Source organism: Bradyrhizobium sp. USDA 376, from assembly GCF_054063675.1.
On sequence record NZ_JBSSGN010000001.1, the window covers coordinates 6134276 to 6151865 of the forward strand.

Annotated in this window: 10 protein-coding genes and 2 pseudogenes; 6 read left to right on the forward strand and 6 right to left on the reverse strand. The window is 66.5% G+C overall.

Translation table 11 applies throughout. The features are described from left to right. Positions 1–18: 18 nt before the first annotated feature. Complete coding sequence (locus ACVJ19_RS28470) at positions 19–3144, reverse strand: Rne/Rng family ribonuclease (protein WP_453952508.1); 3126 nt, start codon at positions 3142–3144, stop codon at positions 19–21. 701 nt (positions 3145–3845) lie between these two features. Between ACVJ19_RS28470 and ACVJ19_RS28475 the strand changes: the two genes are divergently transcribed. The 6 genes and pseudogenes from ACVJ19_RS28475 (at position 3846) to ACVJ19_RS28500 (ending at position 12057) form a co-directional block, all read left to right on the forward strand. Beyond that, a complete protein-coding gene (locus ACVJ19_RS28475) occupies positions 3846–5138 on the forward strand; it encodes an N-acetylmuramoyl-L-alanine amidase (RefSeq protein ID WP_453952509.1) in 1293 nt (430 codons plus the stop codon). A gap of 316 nt (positions 5139–5454) precedes the next feature. After that, a complete protein-coding gene (locus tag ACVJ19_RS28480; RefSeq protein WP_453952510.1) occupies positions 5455–7965 on the forward strand; it encodes a penicillin-binding protein 1A in 2511 nt (836 codons plus the stop codon). A 164-nt stretch (positions 7966–8129) separates the two neighbouring features. After that, positions 8130–9262, forward strand: a pseudogene (prfB, locus tag ACVJ19_RS28485) (peptide chain release factor 2). Positions 9263–9264: 2 nt separating this feature from the next. Continuing rightward, positions 9265–10146 carry an NAD(P)-dependent oxidoreductase gene (locus ACVJ19_RS28490; protein WP_453952511.1) on the forward strand — a complete coding sequence of 294 codons (882 nt, stop codon included), beginning with the start codon at positions 9265–9267 and terminating at the stop codon, positions 10144–10146. A gap of 16 nt (positions 10147–10162) precedes the next feature. Then, a complete protein-coding gene (locus tag ACVJ19_RS28495) occupies positions 10163–11053 on the forward strand; it encodes a DMT family transporter (RefSeq protein WP_453952512.1) in 891 nt (296 codons plus the stop codon). Positions 11054–11130: 77 nt separating this feature from the next. After that, positions 11131–12057: a DMT family transporter gene (locus tag ACVJ19_RS28500; RefSeq protein WP_453952513.1), complete on the forward strand. Its 927-nt coding sequence runs from the start codon at positions 11131–11133 to the stop codon at positions 12055–12057. 21 nt (positions 12058–12078) lie between these two features. On the opposite strand, the pseudogene ACVJ19_RS28505 reads toward ACVJ19_RS28500, so the two are convergent. The 5 genes and pseudogenes from ACVJ19_RS28505 to ACVJ19_RS28525 all read right to left on the reverse strand — a co-directional run. Further along, positions 12079–13353, reverse strand: a pseudogene (locus ACVJ19_RS28505) (O-antigen ligase family protein); the annotation flags it as partial. Then, complete coding sequence (locus ACVJ19_RS28510) at positions 13350–14744, reverse strand: glycosyltransferase family 4 protein (protein WP_453952514.1); 1395 nt, start codon at positions 14742–14744, stop codon at positions 13350–13352. The pseudogene ACVJ19_RS28505 and the gene ACVJ19_RS28510, both read right to left, overlap by 4 nt. Continuing rightward, positions 14741–15481, reverse strand: a complete 741-nt coding sequence (locus tag ACVJ19_RS28515) for an ABC transporter ATP-binding protein (RefSeq protein ID WP_453952515.1) — start codon at positions 15479–15481, stop codon at positions 14741–14743. The genes ACVJ19_RS28510 and ACVJ19_RS28515 overlap by 4 nt, the downstream gene beginning before the upstream one ends. Before the next feature lie 3 nt (positions 15482–15484). After that, positions 15485–17413: a glycosyltransferase gene (locus ACVJ19_RS28520; RefSeq protein ID WP_453952516.1), complete on the reverse strand. Its 1929-nt coding sequence runs from the start codon at positions 17411–17413 to the stop codon at positions 15485–15487. An 8-nt stretch (positions 17414–17421) separates the two neighbouring features. Beyond that, entirely contained in the window at positions 17422–17583 is a 162-nt protein-coding gene (locus tag ACVJ19_RS28525) for a hypothetical protein (protein WP_453952517.1), read from the reverse strand. Between the last annotated feature and the right edge of the window lie 7 nt (positions 17584–17590).

The window sequence follows — 17590 nt, forward strand, 5'->3', positions numbered from 1 at the left end:
TTTATTGGGTGTCGGGGCCTACTCGCCGCCGCCGAAGCGGCGGGACCACCAGCCGGCGCGGCGTGGAGCGGCCGGCGTTTCGCTGGCGGCTTCAGGCGCGGGCTCAGGTGCCGGCGCCGGCGTTGCGACCGGCTGCGGCGCCTCCGTAACCGGCGTTGCCGGCTCGCTCTGGCTGTTGAGCAGGAAGCTTACCTTTTCCCGGACCGTGGAGCGGCGGCGCGCGGACTTGTCGTCGGCGGGCTCTTCATCCGCTGCAGCGACAGCGGGGGCCGGCTCGGGCTGCGCCGGTGCCTCAGCTTGCACCTCGGCGCGGGGCTCGGGCTGGGTCACGTATTCAGTGACTTGCGGCTCGGCGGCGTGTTCGGCCTGCACGATCGACGGCGCAGTCTCGCCGCCATTGCCGTCGAAATCGGCAACCGCATCGCTCGCCTCCGGCGGCGCACTCGCCGCGAGCTCGTCGCTGATGGAGCCGGCGAGACCTTCCTCGCTACCGCCGCGACGGCGGCGTCCACCACGGCGACCACGCCGGCGCCGGCGCTCGCCGCTGCCCTGCTGCTCGCCACGGGCGGCCTGCTCCTCGCCTTCCTCGCCGTCCTGCTCGGACTCGGCCTCTTCCTCGCCTTCGCCCGCGATCATCGCCGGCTCGGGCACGGTCTGTGCTGCATCCTCGCGCAGCTCGCCCTCGCGCTGGCCACCGCGGCCGCGCCGGCGACGGCGGCGCTTGCGGCGCTGACCGTCCTGCTCGGCGGCTGCCTCTCCGGCAGCCTGCTCCTCGGTGAGACCTTCGGTCTCCTCGGACTCGATCTCGGATTCCAGCTCCGGATCGAACTCCTCGTCGTCATAGGCGTCTTCAGCCAAGGGCGGCGGGCTCGCGGCCGCCTGCGCCACAAGCAGCGCCTTGGCGGCTTCCAGCGTGTGCACCTGCTCGCCGCGATCGATGAGGTAGGCCTGCGGGCCGCTGACGCTGGGATCGGCGATGACCGACAGCGTGACCTTGAAGCTGTTCTCGAGGTCGCGCAGATGGCCGCGCTTGTGGTTCAGCACATAGAGCGCGACGTCAGTGCGGGTGCGGACCACGAGATTGTGGGTCGCGCCCTTCATCAGGATCTCTTCGAGGCCGCGCAGCAGTTGCAGTGCCACCGAAGACACCGAACGGACATGTCCGGTGCCGCCGCAATGCGGGCAGGGGTCGGTCGAGCTCTCGAGCACGCTGGCGCGGATGCGCTGGCGCGACATCTCGAGCAGGCCGAAATGCGAGATGCGGCCGACCTGGATGCGCGCGCGGTCCTGGCGCAGGCAATCGGACAGCTTGCGCTCGACCGCGCGGTTGTTGCGCTTCTCGTCCATGTCGATGAAGTCGATGACGATCAGGCCGGCGAGGTCGCGCAGGCGGAGCTGGCGGGCGACCTCTTCGGCCGCCTCCAGATTGGTCTTGAGCGCGGTGTCCTCGATATGGTGCTCGCGGGTCGAGCGTCCCGAGTTGACGTCGATCGAGACCAGCGCCTCGGTCTGGTTGATCACGACATAGCCGCCGGAGCGCAACTGCACGGTCGGCGAGAACATCGCATCGAGCTGGCTTTCGACGCCCATGCGCGAGAACAGCGGCTGGCCGTCGCGATACTGCTTCACCGCGCTGACATTGGCGGGCATCAGCATCTTCATGAAGTCGCGCGCTTCGCGGTAGCCGCCTTCGCCGGCAACCTGGATCTCGTCGATCTCCTTGTTATAGAGGTCGCGCAGCGAGCGCTTGATCAGCGAGCCCTCCTCATAGACGAGGGTCGGGGCTTGCGACTTCAGCGTCAGGTCGCGCACCGTCTCCCACATCCGGATCAGGTACTCGAAGTCGCGCTTGATCTCGGGCTTGGTGCGGGAGGCGCCTGCGGTGCGCAGGATGATGCCCATGCCCTCGGGCACGTCGAGATCCTGCACCACTTCCTTCAGGCGCGAGCGGTCCTGCGCGCTGGTGATCTTGCGGCTGATGCCGCCGCCGCGCGCGGTGTTGGGCATCAGCACGGCGTAACGGCCGGCGAGCGAGAGATAGGTCGTCAGCGCCGCGCCCTTGTTGCCGCGCTCTTCCTTGACCACCTGCACCAGCATGACCTGGCGGCGCTTGATGACTTCCTGGATCTTGTACTGGCGGCGCGGGCGGAAGGTGCGCTCCGGCACTTCCTCCAGCACGTCGTCGCCGCCGACGGATTCGACGACTTCCTCTTCGGCTTCCTCGCCGTCCTCGTCCTCGTCGTCTTCTTCTTCACCGGTTTCGGCGGCCTCGGCATGCGGTGCCTCGGCGCTGTCGTCCGCGGCGTAGACGGTATCGGCCGGCTCCGCGGCTGACGTCACGGCTTCGGCGAGAGCCTCGGCGTGCGCTTCGGAGGCATAAGCTTCGGAGGCTTGAGCTTCGACGGCCGGGGCCTCCTGCGGCTCGGCAACGGGCTCGCTCGCCACGACGGGTTCTGCGCCAACCGCGGCGACGGGCGCGGGCGTCTCGTCGGCATGATCATGGTCGCGATGATCGTGTTCGCCGTCATGACCATGGTCGTCATGATCGTGAGGGTGATCATCGTCATGGGCGTGATGGTGGTCGTCGTGCCCGTGATCATCGTGCTCGTGGTGACCGTGCTCGCCGTGTTGCTCTGCCTCGGTGTGCAGATGCTCGCCTTCGTGCGGAGCGCCTTCGGTGTACTCCGGCAGCGGCGCGCCCTCGACCGGCTGGGCGGCGGGATCGGCGCCGGCGTCGAGACCCTCGACGATCTCGCTGCGCACGCGTTCGCCATGACCGCGGCGGCGGGCATTGCGGTGGCGCGAACGGCGGCGGCCGTGGGAACGGTTCTCGCTCTCTTCCTCGGCCTCGCGGTGGGCCTGCTCCTCGGCCTCGATCAGCGCCTGCCGGTCGGCGACCGGGATCTGATAGTAGTCGGGATGGATTTCGCTGAAGGCGAGGAAGCCGTGGCGGTTACCGCCATATTCGACGAAGGCGGCCTGGAGCGAGGGTTCGACCCTTGTGACCTTGGCGAGGTAGATGTTTCCACGCAGTTGCTTGCGTTGCGCGGTCTCGAAATCAAACTCTTCGACGCGATTGCCGCGGACCACGACGACCCGGGTCTCTTCCGGGTGGGTGGCATCGATCAACATCTTGTTGGGCATGTCTTAACTCTTGGCGGCGGCGGGCGCGACTCACCGTGGGCGCGATGTGCGCTGCCGGGTGACGCGACGGTCCACCTGATTCGGGGGTGAGGGGAAGGCCGAAACGCCGTCTCTCGCGCCTTGCCGAACCGGAAGCCTCAGGACCACAGCGGCGCGCGGGATTGTCACTCCGCAGCGTCGCGAATGGTCCTTCAGAGTTCGTCGGCACAGTCTGGCGCATCAAGCGTCGGCCCGTATGAAACATTGGGCGGCGGGGCCGCCCCTCAATCAGTTGCTGCTGGCCAGGCATGGCGCGAGCGCGCTCGCCTTGGGGATCACGAACCGTCCCCTTGGGATCAAGGGACCGGGTAATGGGTTACGTCGCTGTCAGAACCGTCCCGGAAACGTGGTAACCGGAAACCGTCCGCCGCCGGGGCTTGACCCGCTCCGCCTCGCTGCCGCGCACCGCGCTGGTCTTTGAGGGGAACGGAAAACGCTGGAATTCCCGAACCTTGGGAGCTCCGGCGCTGCACCGGGAGGCTGAATGCGACACAACCGGAAATATCGGCCGTCAGCATTCCGTACATACGAGGAATGGACCATCCGTGCAAGGGAGCGTCGCACGGCGGTCACAGTCAGCGAGTTTCGCGAATCTGTCATTAAGGATCGATTAACCCTGTGGTTCTATTGCGTTAAAAGAGCTGCTCGGAGGCACGGAGTCGGTGGCGAGCCGCGCAAAACAAAAGGTCTTGCTGGGATGCGCGCTGTTGTGCGCTGCGGTATTGCCATGTGCCGATTCCTCGCGCCTGAGCGCGGCCGAGAGCCGGCCGCAACCCTCTGTTACGGCGTCGAATTTTCCGATCGCCTCGGGCGCCCGGCTGGCCGGCGATGGCAAGCAGACCCGCTTCATCCTCGATATCGACCAGACCGTGACGTTCCGCGCCGTGACGCTCGCCGACCCGTACCGGGTGGTGGTGGACGTCCCGCAGGTCAATTTTCAGCTTCCCGCGGGTACCGGGACGGCGGGACGGGGCCTGGTCAAGGCCTTCCGCTACGGGCTCGTCATGCCCGGCGGATCGCGAATCGTGTTCGACCTGACCGGGCCGACAAAAATCGCCAATTCCTATGTGGTGGAGGCGGCCAACGGCCAGCCGGCCCGGCTGGTGCTCGAGCTGGAGGAGGTTGACCGCGCCGCCTTCGTTGCGACGCTCGCGCCGGAAAACCGCCCGGAATTGCGGCCGGCGGTCGCCGACGCGCCGCCTGCAACCGTTCCCGCGACGGCCCCGGACACGGCGCAGCAGAAGGCTGACGGCCGGCCGGTCGTCGTGATCGATCCCGGCCATGGCGGCATCGACAACGGCACGCAGTCGAGCGGCGAGAGCGAGAAGAACCTGGTGCTGGCATTTGGCCGTGCGCTGCGCGACCGGCTCGACAAGGCCGGCAAGTATCGCGTGGTGATGACGCGGGACGACGACACCTTCATCCCCCTCAATGACCGGGTCAAAGTCGCCCGTAACCTCAAGGCCGCGCTGTTCGTCTCGATCCATGCCGACGCGCTGCCGCGGGCCGAGGGCGATGCGCAGGGCGCTACCATCTATACGTTGTCGGACAAGGCCTCCGACGCCGAGGCCCAGCGTCTGGCCGACGCCGAAAACCGCGCGGACGCGATCGCCGGCTTCAACCTCGCGGAGGAGCCGACCGATGTCGCCGACATCCTGATCGACCTGACTCAGCGAGAAACCCGCACGTTTTCAAATCGTTTTGCCCATGTGCTGATGAGCGAAATGAAGTCGACGGTGCGCATGCACAAGCACCCCCTGAAATCGGCCGGTTTCCGGGTGCTGAAGGCCCCCGACGTGCCCTCGGTGCTGGTCGAGATCGGCTATGTCTCCAACAAAGGCGACCTCGAGCACCTGGTGTCCGAGGGCTGGCGGTCCAAGGCAGTGGGCTCGATGGCGCAGGCGATCGACGGGTTCCTGGCCAAACGGCTGGCGACCGCGGGATCGTCAAATTGACGCCCCTGGGATCGTCCAATTGACGACCCTGGGATCGCCCAATTGACGACCGGGGGATCTCGAATTGAAGAAGGGTTTTTCCGTCCGGCCGCAAAGGCCCTAGTTTGGCCACAGCGGACGCTTTATAAAAAATGCCGCAGGGGGTTCCGGAATCGGAGAGAATCCCGCTCGGCAAGCGTCTTTGGGCCCAGCCTTGATGTGATTGCGTAGGCCGGTGAATTCGCGACGTGAGGTTGGCGCCAGTTTGGGGTGCCAGTTTTTAGGTCCTATGGGGCTGATACTGGGCTGATCCAGAGTTTGAACGGATAAACACATAATGCGCTTGCTGGTGCGGTTCATGGGCTTCCTGTTCGCCGCGGGAACAGTGGTGTTCCTTGTCGGTGTCGGAGCCGTGGCAGGCCTGATCTGGCATTTCTCCAAGGACTTGCCGGACTACTCTCAGCTTCAGGATTACGAGCCGCCGGTGATGACGCGTGTGCACGCGGTCGACGGTTCGTTGCTCGGCGAATACGCCAAGGAGCGGCGGCTGTATCTGCCGATCCAGGCGGTGCCGAAGCTCGTGATCAACGCCTTCCTTGCTGCCGAGGACAAGAATTTCTACGAGCATGGCGGCATCGACTACACCGGCATGGCGCGCGCCGGATTGCTCTACCTGCAGAACTACGGCTCCAACCGCCGTCCGCAGGGGGCTTCCACGATCACCCAGCAGGTCGCCAAGAACTTCCTGCTGACCAACGAGGTCTCCTTCGCCCGCAAGATCAAGGAAGCCTTGCTGGCGATGCGCATCGAGAAGACCTACTCGAAGGACAAGATCCTCGAGCTGTACCTGAACGAGATCTATCTCGGCCTCGGCGCCTACGGCATCGCGGCTGCCTCGCTGGTCTATTTCGACAAGTCGGTGAACGAGCTGACGGTGGCGGAAGCCTCCTATCTGGCCGCGCTGCCGAAGATGCCGGCGACGCTGCATCCGGTCCGTAACCGCGACCGCGCCATCGAGCGCCGCAACTACGTCATCGACCGTCTCTTGGAGAACGGCTGGATCAAGCAGGCCGACGCCGACAAGGCGCGCAAGGAGCCGCTGGCCGTCACCAACCGCTCCAACGGCGCCCACACCTTCGCCGGCGAATATTTCGCCGAGGAAGTCCGCCGCGACATCTTCGAGCGTTACGGCGAGAAGAAGCTGTACGAGGGCGGTCTCTCCGTCCGCACCACGCTCGATCCCAAGATCCAGGTCATGGCGCGCAAGGCCATGGTCGCCGGCCTCGTGAACTACGACGAGCAGCAGGGCTATCGCGGCGCGATGAGCAAGCTCGATACGTCGGGCGATTGGGGCGTGAAGCTTGCCGAGATCAAGTCGCTCTCCGACATCTCGCCGTGGCGCATGGCGGTGGTGCTGGAGACCAGCGACCAGTCCGCGCGCATCGGCTTCCAGCCGAGCCGCGAGCTCGGCGGCGCCGTCAGCAAGCAGCGCGAGACCGGCATCGTCACCGTTGACGGCGTGCGTTGGGCGAGGGCGGCGCAAGGCAACGCCAAGGGCAAGACTCCGACATCCGTGGCGCAGGTGTTGCAACCCGGTGACGTGATCTACGCCGATCCGCTCTACACCAAGGAAGGACAACCGGTCGAAGGCCAGTACCGGCTGCGCCAGATCCCCGAAGTGTCCGGCGCGATGGTGGCGATGGATCCCTGGACCGGCCGCGTGCTCGCGATGGTCGGCGGCTTCTCCTTCGACCAGAGCCAGTTCAACCGCGCCACGCAGGCCTACCGGCAGCCGGGTTCGTCGTTCAAGCCGATCGTCTATTCGGCCGCGCTCGACAACGGCTACACGCCCTCGACCGTCGTGCTCGACGCGCCCATCGAAATCGACCAGGGCCAGGGCGCCGGCGTGTGGCGGCCGGAAAACTTCTCCTCGGGCAAGTTCCAGGGACCGGTGACGCTGCGCAATGCGCTCAGGCAGTCGCTCAACACCGTGACGGTGCGCCTCGCGCAGGACATCGGCATGCCCCTGATCGGCGAATATGCCCGCCGCTTCGGCGTCTATGACGAGCTGCCGAATTACCTGTCCTACGCACTCGGTGCCGGTGAGACGACGGCGATGCGCATGGTCACGGCCTATTCGATGCTCGCCAATGGCGGCCGCCGCGTGAAGCCGACCCTGATCGACCGTATTCAGGACCGCTACGGCCACACCATCTTCAAGCACGACCAGCGCGAATGCCGCGGCTGCGACGCGCCGGGCGGCTGGAAGAACCAGAACGAGCCGCAGCTGATCGACCGCCGCGAGCAGGTGCTGGATTCCATGACCGCCTATCAGATCACCGAGCTGATGGAAGGCGTGGTCCAGGCCGGCACCGCGACCGTGGTCAAGGAGGTCGGCAAGCCGATCGCCGGCAAGACCGGCACCACCAACGAGGCCAAGGACGCCTGGTTCGTCGGCTTCTCGCCCGACGTCGCCGTCGCCATCTATATGGGCTACGACAAGCCGCGCGCGCTCGGTAAGGGCAACGCCGCGACCGGCGGCCATCTGGCTGCGCCCATCGCGCGCGATTTCCTCAAGCTCGCGCTCGCCGACAAGCCCGCCGTTCCGTTCAAGGTGCCGGCCGGCATCAAGCTGGTGCGCGTCGTCGCCAAGACCGGCATGCGTGCCGGCCCCGGCGAGACCGGCGGAACCATTTTGGAGGCGTTCAAGCCGGGCACGGCGCCGCCGGATAATTATTCGGTCATCGGCGTGGCCGACGCCGACGCGCGCGGCGGCATGCCGGCCTCGCAGCAGCAGCAGCCGGATTCCGGCTTCCTCATGCGGCCGGGCACCGGTGGGCTGTGGTAGCGGATAACGCCTGATACGGGCGAGGGGGGCGGTTGCGCTTTCGCGCTGCCGCCGTTACATCCCCCAACGCGCGATGAGTTATCGCGCTTTAGTTTTTTTGCGCATGATCTTTTCGGGAAACCGCTGCACACTTTCCCGGATCATGCGCCAGACCAGAGAACGATATGCGCGCCGAAATCGAACGGTTGGTAGAAGAGATCAAGCAGTCAGTCGGGCTGCTGAGGAGGCATCTTTGACGTCGAGAAATCGACGGCACGCCTCGCTGAGCTGAACAAGCTCGCAGAAGATCCCAACCTCTGGAACGATCCCCAGAAGGCCCAGAAGCTGATGCAGGAGCGCACCTCGCTTGAGGATTCGCTCTCGGGCATCGGCAAGGTCGAGCAGGAGCTCGAAGACGATATCGGCATGATCGAGCTCGGCGAGGCCGAGGGCGATGACGGCGTCGTTGCCGAAGCCGAAGCTGCGCTGAAGAACCTGAAGAAGGAAGTCGCACGCCGCGAGCTCGAGGCGCTGCTGTCGGGCGAGGCCGACCGCTTCGATTCCTATCTCGAAGTCCATGCCGGCGCCGGCGGCACCGAGAGCCAGGACTGGGCGCAGATGCTCTTGCGCATGTACACGCGCTGGGCCGAAACGCACGGCTTCAAGGTCGAGTACCTCGAAGAGTCCGAGGGCGAAGAAGCCGGCATCAAGTCGGCGACCATCCAGGTCTCCGGGCACAACGCCTATGGCTGGCTGAAGACGGAAGCGGGGCGTGCATCGCCTCGTGCGCATCTCGCCGTTCGATTCCAATGCGCGGCGGCATACCTCGTTCTCGAGCGTGCAGGTCTTCCCTGTCATCGACGACAGCATCAAGATCGACATCAAGGAATCAGACGTCCGCACCGATACCATGCGTTCGGGCGGCGCCGGCGGCCAGCACGTCAACAAGACCGAATCCGCGGTGCGCCTGACGCACATCCCGACAGGCGTTGCCGTGGTCTGCCAGGCCGGCCGCTCCCAGCACAAGAACCGCGCGCAGGCCTGGGACATGCTGCGCGCCCGTCTTTACGAGATCGAGCTGAAGAAGCGCGAGGAGAAGGCCGCCGCTGACCAGGCCGCCAAGACCGATATCGGCTGGGGTCACCAGATCCGCTCCTACGTGCTGCAGCCCTATCAGATGGTGAAGGATCTGCGCACGGGCGTGCAGACCTCCGACACATCGGGCGTGCTCGGCGGCGATCTCGACGAGTTCATGGCCGCGACGCTGGCGCAGCGTGCCTTCGGCACCACCGCGGGCGACGTCGAGGACGTGGACTAGCCATGCCCCGCGTCGCCTTCATCGGGCTTGGGCGGATGGGCCACGGGATGGCCGGCCGCTATCTCGATGCCGGCTTCACGGTGACGCTGTGGAATCGCAGCAAGGCCAAGGCGGAGGACCTGATCGCGCGCGGCGCGCTGTGGGCAACCTCGCCTGAAGATGCCGCGATCGATGCCGACGCGGTCGTGACCATGGTTGCCGACGACGAGGCCTCGCGCGCGGTCTGGCTTGGGCCGGAGGGCGCCGCCAAGACGGCGAAGGCCGGCACCATCGCGATCGAATGCTCCACCGTCTCCTATGACCACGCCCGCGAGATGGGCCGCGAGCTCAATGCGCGCGGGCTCATCTACATCGATTGCCCCGTGACGGGATTGCCGGATGCGGCAGCGGCCGGGAAGCTGACGCTGCTGGTTGGCGCCGACGCCGCCGATCTCGAACGCGCCCGACCGTTCCTTGAGCCGATCGGCTCGACCATCCGCCATTTCGGCGCGGTCGGCTCCGGCACCGTCTACAAGCTCATCAACAATCTGATGGGCGCGATCCAGATCGCCGGTCTTGCCGAGGGCCTTGCTATCGCCGAGCAGGCCGGGCTCGACATGAATCTCGTGCTGGAATCGATCCAGGCGGGCGTTGCCGCCAGCCCGCAGGTGCAGCGTCACTCCAGGCGCATGGTCGCCCGCGATTTTTCCGGCGCGACCTTCACCGCAGCGCTGCGGCACAAGGATGCCGCCTATGCCGTCAAGCTCGCCGAGAGCCTGCTCGCCGGCAAGCCGCTGGTCGCGCGCGCCGCGGTCGAGGCCTATGCGCAGGCCAAGGCTGCAATGCCTGACGACGATGAAGGCAAGATGATCGAGCTGGTGTCGCGGCCGAAGAAGCCGTCTTAGGCCGGGCGCATCGAACATGGGGCAGCCTCGTTCGGAACGCGGTCTCGGCATTGCCCTCGTCATCGCCGCCGCGACCGCCTGGAGCACCGCGCCGTTCTTCACCCGGCTGCTGCCGTTCGATCCGTGGACCATTTTGTTCTGGCGCGGCCTGTTCGCCGGCAGCCTGATCACGGTGTTTCTCGTGGTGATGCAAGGCCGCGCCGGCCTGCGGCAGTTCGTGGCGCCGGGGAAGGGAGGCTTGATCGTCGCGTCATTGTCCGCGATCGGCATGGTCTCCTTCATTCCCGCGCTTCAGATGACCAAGGTGATGAATGTGGCGGTGCTGATTGCGACGCAGCCGTTCGTCGCGGCGGCGCTGGCGTGGCTGTGGCTCGGTGAGGCCGCGAGCTGGCGCACGCTGTTCGCGAGCCTGATTGCCTTTGCGGGCGTGGTGGTGACCGTCGGCGGCATCGCAGCCGGCGCCGACATCGGCGGTGTCGCGCTGAGCTGCCTGATGGTGCTCGCCATCTCCGCCATGACGGTCGTCGTTCGGCGTCACCGGGAGACGTCGATGGTGGCGGCAGCCGCGCTCTCCAACTTCCTGGGAAGTTTCGTCAGTCTTCCGTTCGCCCGCGACATCGCCCATGTCAGCGGCCATAGCCTCGCAATCCTCGCGATGTTCGGCTGCCTTCAGGTCGCGCTCGGCCTGACGTTCTACATGCTCGGCTCGCGCCTGCTGCCATCAGGGCAGGCCTCCCTGATCGCGACGCTGGAGACGCCCTTGATGCCGTTCTGGATCTGGGTTGCATTCCGCGAGGTACCCGCCGTGCACGCGCTCGTTGGCGGCGCGCTGGTCATCGGGGCGGTTGTTGCCGATATCGCCGGCGAGGCGCGTAATGGTGACGGGAGCCAGAGCGCGGGCCCTTAGGGGCCATCTCGGAAATCGGGTGGCACCGTCCGCTGCGCCGTACTAGGCGGCAGGTTGGATCACCGATGTGAGACGCCATGCCTGCGAGAGACAACCGGATCGACGCGCGAGACTGGTCGCTGCTTGCGGTGCTCTCCGTCCTCTGGGGCGGCTCGTTCTTCTTCAACGGCGCGGCTCTGCGGGAATTGCCGCCGCTGACGCTGGTGTTTTTGCGCGTCGCGCTCGGTGCCGCTATTCTGCTTCCATTGCTGCGCGCGCAGAGTATCGGCCTTCCCAAGGGCATGATGGGCTGGAAGCCGTTCTGCGCGATCGGACTGCTCAACAACGTCATCCCGTTCTCGCTGATCGTGATCGGCCAGACCTTCATCCCGAGCGGACTGGCTTCGATCCTGAATGCCACCACGCCGTTGTTCACGGTGATCGTCATGGCCGGGGCTGGCGAGGAGGCATTGCAGATGCGGCGCCTGGCCGGCGTTGCGCTCGGGCTTCTCGGCGTGATCATCCTGCGCGGATGGGGCATCGAGACGAGGCCGGGGAAAGGGCTCGGCATCCTGCTTTGCCTCGGCGGGGCCCTCAGCTACGGCTTTGCGGCACTGGCGGCGCGGCGGCTGTTGAAGGACTCTCCGCCGCTTGGAACGGCGACGTTTCAATTGATGGCATCGACGATCATGATGGCGGTCGTCGCCGGCGTGGTGGAGCAACCGTGGTACCTGCCGATGCCGGGCCTCACGACCTGGCTCGCGGTGCTTGGCCTCGCCGCCCTCTCAACGGCGCTCGCCTACATCGTCTTCTTTCAGATCATACGGCGCTCGGGCGCGAGCAATGTCATGCTGGTGACGCTGCTCATTCCCGTCACCGCCATCCTGCTGGGCTGGCTGGTGCTGGGCGAGCCGATCTCCATGCGCGAGATCGCCGGCGCCATCGTCATCGGCAGCGCGTTGCTGGTGATCGACGGGCGCGCGTTCGGCTTCCTGCGCCGCGTGAGCTCCCGATCCGCCGCTTGACCCCGAGGAAGATCGCGAGGTCTCGCTGCTGGGTTTCGCCTTCAGGACCATGCCGCCGGCAACGCCGACGCCGAGGACATACATCCAGCCCTCGTGGAAATCGAACAGATGCGAGTTGAGCAATGAGCTCGCGATGTTCTGCACGACGACGGCGAGGCCGATCCAGGCGGCCAGGCCTTCGCCGAGGAACAGCCGCAGCTGCGCGATCCACATCGCGTAGAGCAGGACGACGCCCAACAGGCCCCATTGCATCGCGACGTTGAGGGTCTGGTTGTGCGGGTTGCTGACGACCTCCGCAGCGAGGCTGCTCTCGCTCGTGGCGGCGCGCTCGAACTGGCGCTTGATCGAGCCGGTGCCATGGCCGATCAGAGGCGCCTCAGTGAAGGCGTGAAGCGCCTTGCGCCAATAGGTCAGCCGCTGCGCGGTCGAGGCGCGGCTGATGTCCTCGTGGCCGTGGCGGTATTCGATGGCGATGTCGGTGATGCGCTGGCGCAGATAGGGCGACGTCGTCCAGGCCAGCAGGCTCGCAGTGACTGCGCCCGCAAGCAGGACCAGCGCCGCCCGGCGGCTTAGATGCTTCCAGGCGAACAAGGCCAGCAGCACCGCGATGCAGAGCAGGGCGGTGCGGGCCGCGGCGACGAACACCATGTTGGTGACGAACAGCAGGATCAGTGCCAGGCAGACGAGTGTTGCGACCGCGCGTCCGCCGCGCCAGAAGGTCAGCGCCGGCAGCGCAAGCGCAAAGGCGCACAGCGTGAACTCCTGGCTCTGGTCGATGTAGTTCTTGACGGGAACGCCTGGTGACGCCGTCGCGGTGATCTTCCAGGCGGGGTCGAGCAGCACGATCCAGGAGAACACGGCAAGCAGCGCGCAGGAGGCGAGAAAGGCGATGCAGACGTGTAAGCCGCGCTCGGATCGGCTGAAATGGTAGAGCAGCGGCGGAATCAGCACGAGCTTTGCGACCGGCTTGATCGCATGCAGCCGGTCCGCCCACGCACCCTCCGACCACAGCGTGCCGAGGAGCGCGAGTACCAGAAGCGCGAAGGGCAGGGCGAACGCCGGGCGCGCGAGCTGGCGCGCATAGTCGCGCCAGACGATGGTCGGCGTCACCGCGAGCAGCCAGAGCCCGACGAAGATCGAAGGCGCCGTTGTGGACCATGGCAGCGATGCCGCGATCAGGATGACGAGCACATCGGCCGCCCGGAGCAGCGCGGCCGGGTTGCGCCAGCTCTGCCATCCCGTCCGGCCGGCTTGCCGATCGGCGGGACCGGACCACGTCGCGGATTCGGCCGTCATCCGTACGATGCGACCGGCGCGGCGACCAGCCTTTCCGCGGGCACCTGGCGGCCGAGGAAATCGCGGGCCTGGGTCTCGTAGCCGAAGCGTTTCGCGAGCTCCTGGCGCCGCGCCCGGATCTTGCCGCGCCACTCCTCCTGCCGCGTCAACACGCGGGTGACGGAGGCGGCGATCGAGTCCGTCGAATACGGGTCGAAATAGTCGGCAAGCTCGCCCGCGACCTCGCGGAAGACCGCGATGTCCGAGCACAGCACCGGCGTGTTCGCGGCCAACGCCTCGATGATCGGCACGCCAAAACCTTCGGCAAGGCTCGGCATGATCAGGCCGTGCGCCTCCGAGATCAAGGCGGCCTTCTCGTGCTCGTCGACATAGCCGGCGAAGCGGACGTTGGGCGGGAGATTGCGCATCCGGCTGATCTCGCCGGCATAGCCGATCACGACGAGCTCGGCCTGGGGCACGCCACGGAAGGCGCGGACGACGGCGGCGACGTTCTTGCGCGGCTCGTTCGAGACGATGACGACGAAGCTCGGCCGCCCCGGACGCCCCGACGGGGCTGGAAGGTGCAGGACATCCGGGGCGTCGAACCGGGTGCGGGGATACACGACCCGCGCCGGTAGGTGCGCAAATTGCGGCAACAGTTCCCTGAACCGCATCATGCTGTAGTTTGAAACGAAGGCGAGCTCGTCGGCCTGGCGCAGGCTGGTGCGGATTCGCGCCAGGAATTGCCGCGTGGCGATGTCGCTGAGCTTGAGATCGGTGAGCGGCAGCAGGTCGTGGACGACGCAGATCACCTTGGCGTCCGGCCTGCGCTTGATCGCCACGCGGGTCGGGGTGTCCACGACGATCACGTCGTAGTCGCGCGCGTCGATCCGCGGCGGTGGGAGCAGGAAGAAGGCCGAGGAGTCCTGATAGTTGAAGAACCCGGGCTCGAGCTGAAAGTCGCCGAACAGTTCGAGGTGGCTCAGGTCCGGCGGAATGTATTCGAGCGCGGCGGGCCGGTTCTCGATCAGGTGCGCGTTCAGGCCACGCAGGCCGATTGCGCGCAGGAGGCAGAGGATGTTGTCCCGCGACAGCAACATTCCGGCCCTATGACGGAGCCAGTCGAACTTGCGGCGCGAGCCGCTGAGCATCACCGGCCCGCTCACGTTGACTTCGTCGAGGAAGCGATAAAGAGCAAGCAGCTCGATGTTGCGGGACTGCGCCGCGAACAGTTTTGTGCGCCGCTCGCGCCGCAACAGTTTGCGGTAGCGCTTCGAGGTCTCCACGAGCAGCGTGAGTTCGTGACCCTCCGAGGCGAGCGAACGAACCAGCTCGCGCGTGAAATGGAAGATGCCGCGCTTGTGGTTGGGTTGTCCGAGCGACTCGGAGACGACGAGGATGTTCTGTTTCATGCGCGTTTCTCGCGGAGCTCAAAGGTGTGCGTTGCCGGCGGCTCGACCGTGACGGTCGAGGCGATGCGGCCGTGATCGAGATTGATGATGCTGGTGCAGGTGCGGCGCAGCAGCGGCTGGTCGTGCGAGGCGATGATCACGATCGCCGCCCGCGACACCATGTTCAGCAGCCGCTCCTGCGCCTTCTCCGCAAAGTGCTCGTCGACCACGCTGAGCCATTCGTCGAGCAGCAGGATGTCGGCCGGAAAGGCGGTCGCGGTCGCAAACAACACCCGCATCAGCATCCCCGAGGAGAACATCCGCAGCGGCAGCCGCTGCATGCGGGGCTCGAGCTCGGTGAAGGCCCAGATCTCGTCGATCACGGCGCGGGTCGGCTTGCGGCCGCTGATCCGCAGCAGCAGCGCGATGTTGTCCTCCGCCACGAAGTCGAGGTTGACGCCGGCGTTGAGGCCGAGCAGGGGCACGACGTTGCCCTGGAGCGCGATGCTGCCGCTGCTCGGCGGATAGACGCCGGCGATCAGCCGCAGCAGCGTCGACTTGCCGGAGCCGTTGGGACCGGCGAGCCCGATGCGGCTGCCTGCTTCGGCCTCGATCGTGACATCGTCGACGGCCCGGATCATCCGCATCTCGCCCGGCTCGCGGATGAGGTGCCCGAGCAGCCGGCGCTTCAGCGAGAAGTCGTAGGCGCCGTAGAGCGGATAGTCGAGACAGACGTTGCGAAGAGTGACCGAGACCATGCGTCAGATCCAGAATGCGGCTTTGCGCAGATGGACCAGCGTCAGCACGCTCGCAAAGACCAGGAGCGCCAGCGCGACGAGGACGTAGACGATGCTGACGGGATCGACAGGGCCGCCCGCCAGCGGCTCTCGCCACACCGCGAACAGATGCGTCAGCGGATTGAGCCGCATCACCGTCGAGCGGTGGTTGATCATCTCGGACGACCAGATCACGGGCGAGGCCAGAAAGGCGAGCATCAGCGTGGATTCGATGATCGGCTTGAGGTCGCGATAGCGCGTCGCCATGGCGCCGAGAACGAGGCTCAGGGCGAAGGTGCAGGCGACGAACAGCAGCAGACCGGGCAGCGCCGCGAGCGCGTGAGAGAGGTCGTGGGGCGAGAAGGCGAGCCACAGCAGCAGCGGAACACAGGCGTTGTGGAGCGCGAACAGCGCCTGACGGAACGTGCATTGCAGCAGGAAGATGACGGGCGGCAGGGCCCGGTCGCGGATCAGGCTCGCCGAGTTCTGGAGCGCGGTGGTCGCGTCCAGCACCACGCCGTTGAGGAAGGTCCAGGCGGTCATCGACAGCGCCAGCATCGGCAGGCGCGCCAGCATGTTGGTGTTGGACATCTGGCCGATCACCGAGCCCAGCACCACGACCACGATCGCCATCTGGAGCGACATCCAGAACGGGCCGAGCAGCGAGCGCACATAGCGGTGCCGCATGTCGGACCAGGCGAGTGCCGCCGCGATCCGGACCGTGTCCAGCCAGCCGGTCGCCTGCGGCGGCTCGGCGGTCGTGGATCGCTCCTCGCTCGAGGCGGCGACGGCGTTGCGGTAGACGGTCTCCATGCCCTGCTTGAAGGCCGTGGCCGAATAGCGGGAGAGGGCGCGCGAGCGCGCCGCAAGTCCCATGCGGCGGCGCCGCTCGGGATCCCGGATCAGGGTGTCAATGGCCTCGCCCAGCTTCTCGGCATCGCCCGGCGGCACGGTGATCGCTTCCATGCCGTGACGGGCGACGCGCGGCACCGCCGTGTCGAGCGCCGTGTTCACGACCGGGCGGCCGGCAGCCATGGCCTCGAGCTGGACGAGGCCGAAGGTCTCGGCATTGGTCACTGACGGCATCACGAAGACGTCGGCGAGGCACATCAGCTTGATGCGCTCGCAATCGCTGACCGAGCCGATCAGGCGAACGCGGTCACCGAGACCGAGTTCCTGGATCAATTGCTCGAGCCGCGGCCGCTCGACACCCTCGCCGATGATCCAGGTCTCGAAATTGTGCGCAGCCGCGGCGCGGATGAGCACGTCAAAACCCTTGTAGGGCACGAGACGGCCGCAGGCGAGCACGAGCCGGCCGCGGTCGTTGACGTGGTGCGGCTCGATCTTCGGCCAGTCATAGCCCGAGGTGTCGATGCCGAACGGCACGACGTGGCATTTGTCCTCGAATTCGCGCAGCAGCGGCGTGTTGTCGACCAGCACGTGGTCCGAGACGATGATCGCCTTGGCGCGCCGGAGCGTCCGCCGCATCAGCGGCTCGATGAACCAGCGCAAGCCGGCATGGGTGACGATGTCGGCGTGCCAATGCACGACCAGCGGCCGCTTCGCGCCGAATCCGAAGGCGAAGACGAGGTCCGCCAGCGGGAAGGGGGCGTGGAGCGCGAGCAGATCGTGCTCGGCGATCTTGCGCCAGAGACGCCAGGGATAGGTCGGGGCCGCGGGCATCGACAGCACATTGCCGAACGAGCGCACGCGCTCGACCGGCACGTCGTTGACGACGATCTCGCGCCTCTCGGCCGATTGCGAACAGACCAGCACGGCGGAGGCAAAGGCATCCTTCAGGCTCGCGCAGATGTCGCGGATCACCGTGAGCGTGCCGCCGAACAGGTCGGGATAGTAGATCTTGAAGATGTGCAGCACCGACGGACGGCGCGGGGTTTCGCTGGTGTGATGCATGATCGCGGTCAGCCTGCGAGAAGCGCTGCGAGGAACGGTGCGGCCAGCACCGAGATGAAGATCACTCCGCGTAGCAGCGCCGGCAGCATCGGCTCGATTGCGCCATGCCCCCAAGCGGAAATCGGCACAGCATGCGGTGAACTGGAAATGCGGACCAAGCGGTCTGCCATGGGTGTG